This is a genomic window from Streptomyces sp. NPDC058864 (assembly GCF_042742985.1).
Lineage (GTDB): Bacteria > Actinomycetota > Actinomycetes > Streptomycetales > Streptomycetaceae > Actinacidiphila.
Map to the genome: position 1 here is coordinate 1 of NZ_JBHYMQ010000130.1, position 11,670 is coordinate 11,670.

Sequence of the window (11,670 nt, forward strand, 5' to 3'; positions counted from 1 at the left end):
GAACTGCTGCAGCATTACCTCACACGGTCACAGGGTCCCGCTGCCTCGACCAGCGCGTCACCAGCGCAACACAGCACAGACCGTGCACATCCACCTGGTATGACGCCGCGTCATCGCTTCACGAAAATCTTGACTGAGCCCATCGAGAACCCGGCCTCGTCGGCGAAGACGGTCCAGGCCCCGAGCGCCGCCGCGGTGGTTCCACGGCCGGCCAGGTCTCCTTCACCCACGTCGCGACCGCCTCATCGTCGCGCTGCACCGCCCTGCGAGCCGGCACCTGGGGCGACCAGCCGTGCCGGTGCAGCAACAGGCACACCCCGGGCACGGTGTAGCTCTTGTGGAACATCCGCCCGATCAGCGTCCTGATCCGCCGCGAGCGTCCAGCGCTCGTCGGACCAGCCGTGCGCCACTGCCCCCAGTTCCAAGGCCGCCTCCAGCTTCACGAACAACTCGTCGCTGAGCTTGGGCAAGGACGCCGGCCCCTTCGAGACCAGGCCCGCTTCACCCCGCTCGGCCCACTCGCGCCGCCAGCGCTGTACCGAGCGCACATGCACCCGCAGCACCTTCGCCACCTCGGCGTTGTCGCTACCGGCCGCGAACATCTCGCCCGCGTCCAGACGGATCTGCTCGCGAAACGCCCTCCGCTCGGCAGTCAGCCCGCCACCCTGCGCGTACCTCATGACCGTGGTGTACCGCGACGATCACGACCTGTCAGCACCCCACGACATCACGCATTACAAGTCAGTAGTACTCCCGCAAGCGGCGTGGCCCCTGTCGCAGGCGCCGCCGCTGGGGCCCGGGGCATCCCGCAGGAGGTAAGCGGTGACCCAACCGTCCTTCGGCGATGAAGCCAGGAACATGTGTCCGCATTCTCCACGTGAAAGGCTGTCGCCTTTCCTCGAGATCTCATTTCGGGCTGACCCGGCTGCCATGGCCTCCGTACGCAGGGGACTGCGAGCCGCTCTTCACGAGTGCGGACTGGAAGAGATCGCAGAGGACGTCGTTTTGGCCGCCCAAGAGCTCATGTCGAACGCCGTCGTGCATGGCTGCCGCAGTCTCGCGGCGGATACCCAGGTCACCATCACTGTTGCCTGCACCACAGTGCTGCTGCGTGTGGCTGTGCACGACCCGTCCGACGAGTTGCCTCAACCGCGGGCCGATTCGGACACCCCGGAGAGCGGGCGCGGCTTGAAGATCACTGCCGCTGTCGCCGACCGATGGGGCGTCGAAAAGCACCGTGCCGACGCTGGCAAGTCTGTCTGGATAGAGCTCGACTCCCCCCATGACCGAGGCCTGTGAGCGCTGTGGCACCGACCGGTCCCGCTGAGTAGCTGCACGTCTGCGGCTACGGTGCCGAGGCCGGTCGGCGCGGGCTCCACATCGTTGGTGTCTCGGTCGAATATGCGGTGCCGCACGCCCGTATGCGGTGCCGCACGCCCGCAGGCGATGCTGTGGCGCTGCTGGATGTGGCCGGCGCGCTGCGGGGCCGGTGCTCGATCGCGCTGATGCGTGACCAGCCCCTCGGTCGCAGGGGAACGAAATGCTGACGGCTCCAGCCCTGCGGCGTTGCCACCCCTACGTACATCCCGCGTGCGTACCACCAGCAGGGACACGTCTACCGGCCATGCCGTGAGTTTACGGCGCAATACTGGGCTTCATGGCTCCTCACACTGATCCGCGCATCGTCTCGGCGGCCGTGTCGGACCCCGACGCCGACCACGAGCGGCGCCTCGACCCGCGTACCGAGCTGAGCGAATTCCTGCGCACCCGTAGGGCCCGGCTGAACCCGGCTGACATCGGGCTCACCGGTTCCAGCGGAAGGCGCCGGGTGCCGGGCCTGCGGCGGGAGGAATTGGCACAGCTCGCCGGAGTCTCAGGGGCGTACTACACACGACTGGAACAGGGCAATGCCCGCAACGTCTCGGCCGAGGTCCTGGACGCGATCTCCCGTGCGTTGCGGCTCTCCGACGCCGAGCACGCCCACCTGATGCATCTGGCCAAGCCGAAACGGCAGCAGCGGCGGCCCGCACCACGGCGCCAGCAGGTACGGCCGGCACTGCTGGATCTGCTGTCGGCGATGGAAGGCGTGCCCGCCTACGTCTGGGGCCGCCGAACCGACGTCCTGGCCTGGAACCGCACAGCCTCCGCGCTCTTCGGTGACTGGGCGGCGCGTGCCCCGCAGGAGCGAAACTGGGCACGGATCATCTTTCTCGACCCAGGGGCCCGGCAGCGCTACGCCGACTGGGAGATCAAGGCCTCCGACGTGGTGGGACACCTGAGGCTGGACGCCGGCCTGCACGCAGACGATCCGCTGCTCGCGGCACTGGTCGGGGAGCTCTCCGTGAAGAGCGAGGAGTTCCGGACGCGGTGGGCGGCCCACGACGTCAAGAAGAAGTCGCACGGAGGCATGCGAATCATGCACCCGCTGACGGGCGAGCTGACACTGCGCTACGAGACCCTCACACTTCCGGGTGATCAGGAACAGTCGTTGTCGATCTACCACGCCGAGCCCGGCTCAAAGTCCGAGGAGGCTCTGCGCCTGCTGGCGAGCTGGGGTGCGGACGCGGCGGGGGGCGCGTCGTCTACCGCAGGCGGTTGACGACACCGGCGCCCGTCACACGTGCAGCCCCGCTGATGTGTGCGGGCCTGACGGCTTTCAATGACCTGCGACCGGGCGCAAGCACCGCGGCGTCACGTGTCGCCGTCATCGGCGCCGGCGGTCGCCATCCGTTGTGCCGTTGCCATGGGCGCCTGCGTCGCCGTCATCGGCCGGTCGCGCCGCGGAGAAGCAGCAGCGAGGGACATGGGCGCCGAAGACACCGACCCGGCCGAGGCACTCACGGCCGGGGAGAGCGGAGCGAATCTGATCGCTCGACACCCTCCCCCCACCGACAAGACGCGGATCGCGGTGTTCCACGGCCCGAGGCTTCGGCGTCCCGCCGATGGCCGGCCGGCACCAACTCAGCCGGCCGGCTTACCGCATCGGGCTTACGGTCGAATGGTCAGCACCAGCTTCCCCGTGACCCGGCCCAGCTCTCCCTCCGCGTGCGCCTTCGCGGCCTCGGCCAGCGGGTAGGTGCCGGAGACGTGCGGGAACAGCTTGCCGGCCTCCACCAGGGCGGCGACGCCCGCCATGCCGGTGTGGTCGTACTCGACCTGCATGGCTGTGGCCCGCACCCTCAACTGGGCCGCGCGCTCCTCCACTTCCGTGAACTGCGTGGGCAGGATCGACACCAGCAGACCGCCCGGCCTCAGCGTTTCGAGCGAGCGCAGACGGTCCTCGCCGAGGAACGGGTCGAGGACCACGTCCATATCAGTGGCTTCCGTCACGAAGTCCTGTGTGCGGTAGTCGATGACCTCGTCGACTCCCAGGCTCCGAAGGAAGTCGTGCTTGGCCGCGGACGCCGTACCGATGACATACGCACCGCGGGCCTTGGCGATCTGCACCGCGAGATGGCCCACGCCGCCGGCCGCCGCGTGGACCAGCACCCTCTGGCCCGGTCGCACGTCAGCCCTGTCGATGAGCGCCTGCCATGCGGTCATCGACGCGAGGGGAAGCGCGGCCGCCTCGACGTGGCTGAGCGCCGCCGGGACGGGTACGAAGGCGCGGGCTGGAGCGGTCACGTACTCGGCATGGGCGCCGTGACCGTTCGGGTACGGCAGCATCCCGAACACCTTGTCGCCCGGCCGGTGCAGCGAGACGCCGGCGCCGACGTGCTCGACCACACCGGACACGTCCCAGCCCAGCGTGAACGGCGGCTCGCCGAAGCGCATCATCCCGGCGCGGTGTTTGAAGTCGGTGGGGTTCAGTCCCGCGGCGTGGACGGCGACCAGGATCTCGTTACCTATGGGCTCAGGTCGCTCGACCTCGACTTCCTCGAGGACTTCGGGTGCGCCATAAGCGTGCTGGCTGACGGCACGCATCATTTGCTTGATCATGGCCCCAGCGTGCGTCCCCCGCACACGCCCCGGCAATGGCAGAAATGTCAATAGGCGATAGAATAGTGCCATGGTCCATTCGGAGCCGCACAGAGTCGCCGTCCTCGCCCTTGACGGCGTCTATCCCTTCGAACTGGGGATGCCCACGCGCGTCCTGAGCGCCGCCGACGGCCGGTACGAGGTCACCGTCTGTTCCAGTGACGGTGCTCCGGTCGAGACCAACGCCGGTTTCACCATCGTCCCGCGGCACGGACCGGAGGCACTCGAATCAGCTGACACCGTGATCATCGCCCCGCTCGATCCCGCACGGCTGACCCGCGAGCTCCCTCGGACTGTCGCCGCCGCCCTGGCCCGGATCCGGCCGGGCACGCGGCTCGCCTCCATCTGCAGCGGAGGCTTCGTCCTGGCCGCGGCCGGCCTGCTCGACGGGCGTCCGGCCACCACGCACTGGGAGAGCGCACAGCTGTTCCGCCGCTGGTACCCGCATATCCGCCTGGACGAAAACGTGCTTTTCGTCGATGACGGCGACGTGCTCACCTCGGCCGGTGCCGCGTCCGGGGTGGACCTGTGCCTCCACCTGATCCGCACAGACCACGGCGCCCGCCTGGCCAACCGCGCCGCGCGACGCTGCGTGGTGGCTCCCTTCCGCGAGGGCGGCCAGGCCCAGTACATCGAGCGCCCCCTCCCCGACGACCCCGCCGCATCCACCTCCACCACCCGTCAGTGGGCACTCCAGCAGCTCAGTGAACGGCCCACCGTGGAGCAGATGGCCGAGCATGCCCATATGAGTGTGCGGACCTTCGTCCGTCGGTTCCGCGCGGAGACCGGCCTGCCCCCCGGCCAGTGGCTTACCAAGCAGCGCCTCGCGTGCGCCAAGTCCCTGCTGGAAGCAACGGACCTGACTGTTGATCAGGTCGCGCTCGAAGTCGGCTTCGCCACCGCCACCTCGCTGCGCCAGCACCTGAACGCGGAACTGGGAGTCTCACCCGTGGCCTACCGCCGCGCTTTCAGAACCGCTGATCCGTCCACCCACGAGCGGTCCGTGGACCGTGCGCCGACACGGACTACAGTCAGTGACCTCTCCGATGCGCGGGGAGAACAGGACGCATTATCGGGCCGTGCGACCTCCCCCGTGGGGACAGCCACGCCTCGACCTTGACGGGACGCGCCGGCCGTGACCGGCGATGCGGACCCAAGTTGGGCGAGTTCCTGCGCACCCGCGCACCGCGGCTGAAGCCTGCCAACGCAAGGCTTCGGTCAGCTTCGTGCAGGGCCCGCGCCTGCTATCAGCTGATCCCGTAGCTGCGTACGGGCTTCACCAGTACGCCGGCGCGGCGTTCCGCGGCCATCACCCTGTCGAACTCGTCCCAGTCCTCGTGAGTGCCGCCGGCGGCGACGTAGATCTCACGGAGGAGCTGGTGTACCGGGATCGCATCGAAAGCCGGATGCGGGTCGTCGGGGCCCACGATCTCAGCCTCTCCCTCCACCGTTGACCACGACCAATCGGAACGCACGGTTACTGCAAGCCGGGGGCGCACCCGGAGGTTGGCGAGCTTGACCTTCCCGTACGTCACAAAAGCCACGACGTCCGTGCCGTCCATGGGATGTCTGATGACGCCGGCATTGACAACCGACGACTGTACGGTGTGGTCAGCACGCAGTGTCGACACCACAGCGAGACCCTGTTCCAAGCGCGCCAGGTTCGCGAAGTCGAGCACGGTCTTCCTGCCGAGTTCCATGGTGATCCCGTCCATCCTGGCTCGTCGATGTGTGGCAAGCGGCACGCATCTCGTTCAGCCGCGTACGTTCTCGGTGCACGCCCGTGCCGGCAGCTGAGGCAGCGGGGCAACTCCCATGCGTAGTCTCGTTGCAGCGTTGCATGCGCCCGTTTCAATCGGCGCAGTGGCACTCTCCGGGAAGCACTGGGACGTGTCGTCAGCCGATCGTCGGCACCCCAAGCCCTGGGAAGTCTCTCGCTGCCCCACAAGGGACCAACACCGTCGTCGCTTTTCTCGTTCAGAACGGCTGCACTGCTGAAGAATTTTGTCACCTGGACTCCGTATTCGGCGGAACCCTTCCTGTCCCTGCCGGTAGTAGGCACAGCAGGAGCAGGCAGATCAGTTGTTGGCTGCTGAGCCGAAGCTGTAGTCCGGTAGACGGCAAGGACAGCTGGGTTTCCTCCGCAGGACCTGCACCGCACCCGGCCCTGCCCCCTATCGGTACGTCGACGGGCTACCGCTGCGACCGAGCCCTGTCGCACACGACGCTCATGCATGACGGAAGAGAAGATCAACGTGGAACAGACAACTCACGAAAAATCGGTGGCGGAGTCAGCGGACTTGATGACGCCCATGTCTCTGAGGGTGGCAGCAACGCTGCGACTCGCCGACCTGGTTCCCGAGGAAGGCGCCACCGTTGCTGAGATTGCGGCTCTGGTCGACGTGGAGGCGACCTCGCTTGGTCGACTACTCGATCACCTGGTCACCGTCGGCGCCTTCGAACATGAAGAGGAATTCGGTCGGTACACGGTCACCGCCTGGGGCCGCCAACTACGCTCCGATGATCCGCATCCCCTTCGTCCTGGTCTCGACCTGCACGGCGCGCTCGGGCGGGCGCAGCTCGCCGCTGTCGAACTTCTTCACACCGTCACCACCAACGGAGATGCCTACTCCCGGCGGTACGGGCGCGACTTTTGGACTGATCTCGCGGCGACCCCCGCGCTCCGTGCGTCATTCGATGCGACGATGCAGCATCGAATCCACGGTGATGCCACCACACTGCTCAACGCGTTCGACTGGTCACGGTTCACCCATCTTGTCGATGTCGGCGGCGGGGACGGTCTCATCCTGGCGTCCGTACTGGAGGCGCACCCTCAGATGCGCGGACATGTCGTTGAACGCGCAGAAACGATCGCACAGGCGTCGGCACGCCTGACCCGAGCCGTGCTCGCGCGGCGAGCCGTAGCCCTGGAGGGAAACTTCCTCGATTCCCTTCCCGAGGGCGCCGACCTTTATCTCCTCTCGGATATTGTGCACAACTGGGCCGACGAAGAGGCGATCAGCATCTTGAGCAACTGCGCCAATGCAATGGCCCCCCACGGAGCCGTGGTCGTGGTGGAGACCATGCTCGACGGCGAACCCGATCAGCCGCGTAACACAGGCATGGACCTCAACATGTGGACTTTCCTGGGGGGTCGTGAGCGAACGCAACACCAAATAGTCGATCTGGCGGCACACTGCGGGCTGCATTTGGCCGGGCAAAAACACATCGGTCCGTGGCGAAACCTGCTCGAGTTTCGTCTTGGGTAAGTCGGCGGCGCCTACCCGGTGAGGGGCTTCGGTCGATCAGCCCCGGCACCTTGGGTTGTGACGCCGCCGCAGTAGCTGGGCGGACAACTCCGTTCCTCGAGCGATGGCGATGCAGTAAACACCGCCTCGGGACGAAGCGATGGATGTGGCTCGCGGCTTGACGTAATTTCTAGCGTCGGACGGGCCTGCACGAACGGCTTTGGCGTGCAGGTCTCGTCGAGGTACCTGTCTTCGCGCCAGTGCAATCTGTGCCAGAGGATATGACCGATCGTGCCAACGGGATCGCTTCGCACGGCGGTTGACGGATTCACGGTTAGCCTGTGGACATGAGCAAATATGTCATACAAGCTGCTCGCATGTTCAACGGTGCCGCATGGTCCGGCCCGTGCGCGCTGTTCGTTGAGAATGGCCGAATCTACAAGGTGGCCAGCGCCTATGAGATGCACAGCGACCCCTACGTGTCCGAGGTCTTCGACTTCGGTGCCGATTCCTGTGTCTTGCCCGGACTCATCGACACTCATATGCACTTGGCTTTCGACGCCAGCGCCGACCCGGTCACCGCGCTGAGCAAGACCGATGACGACGGACTGCTGGAACAGATGCGGCGCGCGGCCGCCAGCGCCTTGTCCGCCGGCATCACATCCGTCCGCGACCTTGGCGACAGAGCCTTTCTGTCGGTCGGACTCGGAAAGGAGTTCGACGAGCATCCTGCCCGAGGCCCGCACATCGTCTCCGCCGGGCCGCCGCTGACCCCCATCGGGGGACATTGCCACTTCTTCGGAGGCGAAGCCGAGGGAACTGATGCCTTGCGAACCGCCGTCCGGGAGCGCGGCAGGCAGGGATGCGGCGTGGTGAAGATCATGGCGAGCGGCGGCCACATGACACCGGGATCGAAGCCGATGCATGCCTCCCAGTACACCGCCGACGAACTGCGCATGGTCGTGGAGGAAGCCCACAAGATCGGGCTGTCCGTGGCCGCGCACGCACACGGGAACGAGGCCATCCTCGACGCGGTGAATGCGGGCGTCGACACGCTCGAGCACGTCAGCTTCATGACACCCGAAGGATTCGCCCCCGAGGAGAAGGTGCTGGCCGCGATCGCGAAGAGCGATGTGTTCGCCAGCGTGACACTGGGGTTCGATCCAACCGTCCCCCCACCGGCAGCCCTCACCGCACAGTTCGCCAAGATCTCCGCCGGCTACCGGTCACTCCATGAACACGGCACGCGGGTGGTGGTGGGAACCGACGCCGGCGTGGCCCCCTTCAAGCCGCACAACGTCCTCCCCCACGCGGTCGCCGAGCTTCTCGGCCTCGGCTTCTCCTCCGAGGAGGCGTTGTCCGCAGTCACCGCGCTGGCGGCCGAGGCGTCCGGTCTCGGATCGCGGAAGGGGTACCTTCGTCCCGGTTACGACGCCGACCTGCTCGTGGTCAGCGGCGACCCGTCTCGTGACGCAACAGCACTGCTGGACGTCACCGCGGTATTCCGGTCCGGGGTCCGGGCGCGCTGACGCCCCCTGAGCGTCAAACGGGTCGGGGGCGATCGGAACACGGCCCCCTCGACCCGTGCGGCCCCCTGCTCCGGCGGTCGTGCGATCCCACGCGAGACGAACCTGCGTGCGGCACGGATGCCGACGCTGCGTGCGGGGCCGGTGGCCGCTGGAGCCCCGGACCGACCAGGAGTACATCGGTCTCCCCGGCCGGGAAGCACTCAAGTCGACCGCCACTGAGGATGCGTGATCTCGCCCTGGAATGGGCCGGCCGCGTACGCGTGGCATCAGCAGGCGCCACGGACCTCATCCGTGTGCCAATCCACCGTTTCGGGCGGCGCCCCGCCCACCAGCTGTTCCTGGACGCCTCGCCTGTCGCCTCCGGCCGCCACATCTCGAGGCGCACCCTGTTCGTGCTCTCGAGGTGACGTGTGTGAGGGACCCGGCGAGCGCACTGCCCGGGCTCCTGAGTACCCCGGGCAGTGCTGCGATCTCCTCGATGCGCCGCTACTTGGCGTCCCCGTCGAAGATCGCCCGGTCGGTGTTCGGCTCAACCCACTTCTGGGCTCGGCGCCGCCAGATCTCAGCGCCCGGCTCCAGATCCGAGTGGTCGTCGAGGGTTCCTGCCTTGACGATGATGATTTCGGGGCGTTCATGGAGGATGGTCAGAATCGGGGTACCGCAGTCGCCGCAGAAGAGCCTGTCCCGCAGGTTGCCGTTCTCAGCTCCAACGGTCTGGTGCAACTTGGGGGTTCCCTCGATTTCCACGGCATCGCGGGCCACCAGCACGTTCACCGAGAAGGCCGACCCGGTGTGCCGCTGACAATGGCCGCAGTGGCACAGAACGACGGCTTCGGGCTGCGCGTCGAATCGGTAGCTGACCGAGCCGCACAGACAGTGTCCGGTCCACGCGCTGACGGGCGCCGGCGGGGTGTTGCTCATGACGGAGTCTCCTTTGATCAATGTGCTGGATGTCCAGCGAAAGGGGAATGTGGGTGCGCCGCTGCAACCGCGTTGTGTCACCGCATCAGGCCCGCTCGGGAAACGCGTGCTTGGAGCCGGTGATGACGGTGACGGCTGCGGCGATCAGTAGCAGCAGGGATGCCCACGTGATCGAGGCAGTGCTCACGGCCGCGAGGAGCAGGCCACCGATGAGGCCGCCGATCGCGATGGAGGCGGAGAACACGGTGATGGTGATGGACTGAGCGATGTGGGCCGCCTCACCACTGGCGTTGATCGCGGCACCGACGAAAAGACTGGGAGAGCTGCCGAACGCGAAACCCCAGGCGGCGACAGCGGCATAGACCAGCACCGGTATGTGTGCGAGCACGGCAAGCACAAGCACGGAGGCTGCGAAGGTCACCACGCTGCTCACCACGAGCTTGCGCAGATGACGGTCGATGTGTGTACCGACGACCAGCAGGCTCAGCACCGAGGTGACCCCGAAGGTGAACAACACCCAGCCCGTCTGACCTGCCATCCCCACGTAGCCGAGGAGATCGGTGATGTACGTGTACAGGATGTTGTGCGCGATCATGTATGAGGCCAGCGCGAACAGGATGGGACGCAGTCCCGGGATGACCAGGACCTGAGAGATCTTGAAGCGTGCGTCGATCGGCTGCCCCGGCAGGTTCGGAAGTGTCGCCAGGACCCATGCCATGGTTGCGACGCTGACGGCGGCCGAGGCGTAGAAGGCCGACTGCCAGCCCCCGAGGCTGCTGAGCCAGGTGCCGAGCGGAATACCGAGTGCCAGGCCGATGGGTGTCCCTGCCAAGGCGATGGTGATCGCACGGCCCTGTTGTCCGTCCGGCGCAAGTCGAGCGGCGTAGCCGCCGAGAAGGGGCCATATGAGTCCCGTCGCCAGACCCGCGACGAAGCGGAGGACCAGAGTAGGACCGTAGTCGCTGGACAAAGCCGTGAGTGTGTTGGTGGCGGCGACCACGGCCAGGGCGAGCTGCAGGACATGCTTGCGTTGCCACCGCGCCGTCGCCCGTGCGAGAGGAATGGCCCCCAACGCTGTGGCCAGTGCGTACAGCGTGACGGTCTGACCGGTGAGCGGGAGGCTCGTTCCGAGAGTACGACTCATTTCCGGCAGCAGGCCCGCCGGAAGGCATTCGGTGAGAATGCTGATGAAGCCGGACAAGAACAGGCCCAGCAGGGCCCTGCCCGGGAGACGCTCCCGCCGGGCTCCCGCCGCGGCGGGAGCTGTGGATAGGGAGATGGTGTCAGTCATAGCCTTTCCAAGGGCGATAAGTGGCTCGCCAGGCGTGGAGTGCTCTGACGAATGGCCGGCGAAGCAAAACGGACCGCCACAGATGACCTGGAAGGTCAGGACGGGCCGGTTTTGCAAGGTGTCGGTTACCGACACGTCGAGATTGCTTCGAGCCGCCACGTGTTAGCCAGACACCTGCATCGTCTACGCTCCGCGTGGCTACCACTGACAGGGATACCTTGGGCCGCGCATCTCGCGTGATACTCGAACGTATGGCAACAAACCCAACCCCCCGGGCGGCCCCGGCTGCCAAGCGGGGCCATGACCAGGATCCCGACCCCCAGCAGTCTTGCGACCAGGTTGCCACCAGTGAATCCGGCCGGGCAGCCCCTCTTGCCGCCCTTGGTAGCCATTTGGAATGAAGCGAAAGCAAATTCTGATCAACGGCTGGTAAGCCCAGGCCGCAGCGGATGACGGTGACACCGAACCCTGCAGGGCAAACAAGTCAGTCGACGGGCAAAACATCAACGGTCATCGAGTGCGGAGTCGATGGCACACGTCCCAGACTCAGCGAAGTGAGATCCGACCGCCCTGTAAAGAGTCGAGACCGCCTATTCCGCCTGGGCACTGGTCACGTCCGTTGGAGTGGTGTATCGACGGCCACTCGGTGATCTCTTCTTTGAGGCTATGCGGTGAGTTCGGTGGGCAGGACGGTGCCGTGGGT

Annotated in this window: 11 protein-coding genes; 5 read left to right on the forward strand and 6 right to left on the reverse strand. The window is 66.6% G+C overall.

The window, feature by feature from the left end; translation table 11 throughout:
* Positions 1–118: 118 nt before the first annotated feature.
* Both ACFW3D_RS41365 and ACFW3D_RS41370 read right to left on the reverse strand, forming a co-directional pair.
* Complete coding sequence (locus ACFW3D_RS41365; protein ID WP_500513589.1) at positions 119–346, reverse strand: helix-turn-helix domain-containing protein; 228 nt, start codon at positions 344–346, stop codon at positions 119–121.
* A complete protein-coding gene (locus ACFW3D_RS41370; protein ID WP_500513590.1) occupies positions 243–680 on the reverse strand; it encodes a helix-turn-helix domain-containing protein in 438 nt (145 codons plus the stop codon). The genes ACFW3D_RS41365 and ACFW3D_RS41370 overlap by 104 nt, the downstream gene beginning before the upstream one ends.
* A 142-nt stretch (positions 681–822) precedes the next feature.
* Between ACFW3D_RS41370 and ACFW3D_RS41375 the strand changes: the two genes are divergently transcribed.
* On the forward strand, positions 823–1,299 hold the full coding sequence (locus tag ACFW3D_RS41375) for an ATP-binding protein (RefSeq protein WP_500513592.1): 477 nt from the start codon (positions 823–825) through the stop codon (positions 1,297–1,299).
* Positions 1,300–1,657: 358 nt separating this feature from the next.
* Positions 1,658–2,599: a helix-turn-helix domain-containing protein gene (locus ACFW3D_RS41380; RefSeq protein ID WP_500513594.1), complete on the forward strand. Its 942-nt coding sequence runs from the start codon at positions 1,658–1,660 to the stop codon at positions 2,597–2,599.
* A 389-nt stretch (positions 2,600–2,988) separates the two neighbouring features.
* On the opposite strand, the gene ACFW3D_RS41385 is transcribed toward ACFW3D_RS41380, so the two are convergent.
* Positions 2,989–3,939 carry an NADP-dependent oxidoreductase gene (locus tag ACFW3D_RS41385; RefSeq protein ID WP_500513595.1) on the reverse strand — a complete coding sequence of 317 codons (951 nt, stop codon included), beginning with the start codon at positions 3,937–3,939 and terminating at the stop codon, positions 2,989–2,991.
* Positions 3,940–4,009: 70 nt separating this feature from the next.
* Between ACFW3D_RS41385 and ACFW3D_RS41390 the strand changes: the two genes are divergently transcribed.
* Positions 4,010–5,098, forward strand: coding sequence for a GlxA family transcriptional regulator (locus tag ACFW3D_RS41390; protein WP_500513597.1), 1,089 nt, complete (start codon positions 4,010–4,012; stop codon positions 5,096–5,098).
* 127 nt (positions 5,099–5,225) lie between these two features.
* On the opposite strand, the gene ACFW3D_RS41395 is transcribed toward ACFW3D_RS41390, so the two are convergent.
* The gene (locus ACFW3D_RS41395) at positions 5,226–5,693 is read right to left on the reverse strand and encodes a TIGR03618 family F420-dependent PPOX class oxidoreductase (RefSeq protein ID WP_500513599.1); all 468 of its coding nucleotides are present in this window, start codon (positions 5,691–5,693) and stop codon (positions 5,226–5,228) included.
* A 519-nt stretch (positions 5,694–6,212) separates the two neighbouring features.
* Here ACFW3D_RS41395 and ACFW3D_RS41400 point away from each other — a divergent pair.
* Both ACFW3D_RS41400 and ACFW3D_RS41405 read left to right on the forward strand, forming a co-directional pair.
* Entirely contained in the window at positions 6,213–7,247 is a 1,035-nt protein-coding gene (locus ACFW3D_RS41400; protein ID WP_500513600.1) for a methyltransferase, read from the forward strand.
* Between the two features lie 326 nt (positions 7,248–7,573).
* Positions 7,574–8,755 carry an amidohydrolase family protein gene (locus tag ACFW3D_RS41405; protein ID WP_500513601.1) on the forward strand — a complete coding sequence of 394 codons (1,182 nt, stop codon included), beginning with the start codon at positions 7,574–7,576 and terminating at the stop codon, positions 8,753–8,755.
* Positions 8,756–9,241: 486 nt separating this feature from the next.
* Here ACFW3D_RS41405 and ACFW3D_RS41410 read toward each other — a convergent pair whose 3' ends face one another.
* Both ACFW3D_RS41410 and ACFW3D_RS41415 read right to left on the reverse strand, forming a co-directional pair.
* Entirely contained in the window at positions 9,242–9,676 is a 435-nt protein-coding gene (locus ACFW3D_RS41410) for a GFA family protein (protein ID WP_500513603.1), read from the reverse strand.
* Positions 9,677–9,761: 85 nt separating this feature from the next.
* Positions 9,762–10,967, reverse strand: a complete 1,206-nt coding sequence (locus ACFW3D_RS41415; protein ID WP_500513604.1) for an MFS transporter — start codon at positions 10,965–10,967, stop codon at positions 9,762–9,764.
* Between the last annotated feature and the right edge of the window lie 703 nt (positions 10,968–11,670).

What these genes read in the sequence shown, in the direction of transcription:
- ACFW3D_RS41365 (WP_500513589.1), bottom strand. Translation starts at nt 346, where the DNA reads ATGTTCCACAAGAGCTACACCGTGCCCGGGGTGTGCCTGTTGCTGCAC.
- ACFW3D_RS41370 (WP_500513590.1), bottom strand. Translation starts at nt 680, where the DNA reads ATGAGGTACGCGCAGGGTGGCGGGCTGACTGCCGAGCGGAGGGCGTTT.
- ACFW3D_RS41380 (WP_500513594.1), top strand. Translation starts at nt 1,658, where the DNA reads ATGGCTCCTCACACTGATCCGCGCATCGTCTCGGCGGCCGTGTCGGAC.
- ACFW3D_RS41385 (WP_500513595.1), bottom strand. Translation starts at nt 3,939, where the DNA reads ATGATCAAGCAAATGATGCGTGCCGTCAGCCAGCACGCTTATGGCGCA.
- ACFW3D_RS41390 (WP_500513597.1), top strand. Translation starts at nt 4,010, where the DNA reads ATGGTCCATTCGGAGCCGCACAGAGTCGCCGTCCTCGCCCTTGACGGC.
- ACFW3D_RS41395 (WP_500513599.1), bottom strand. Translation starts at nt 5,693, where the DNA reads ATGGACGGGATCACCATGGAACTCGGCAGGAAGACCGTGCTCGACTTC.
- ACFW3D_RS41400 (WP_500513600.1), top strand. Translation starts at nt 6,213, where the DNA reads ATGACGGAAGAGAAGATCAACGTGGAACAGACAACTCACGAAAAATCG.
- ACFW3D_RS41405 (WP_500513601.1), top strand. Translation starts at nt 7,574, where the DNA reads ATGAGCAAATATGTCATACAAGCTGCTCGCATGTTCAACGGTGCCGCA.
- ACFW3D_RS41410 (WP_500513603.1), bottom strand. Translation starts at nt 9,676, where the DNA reads ATGAGCAACACCCCGCCGGCGCCCGTCAGCGCGTGGACCGGACACTGT.
- ACFW3D_RS41415 (WP_500513604.1), bottom strand. Translation starts at nt 10,967, where the DNA reads ATGACTGACACCATCTCCCTATCCACAGCTCCCGCCGCGGCGGGAGCC.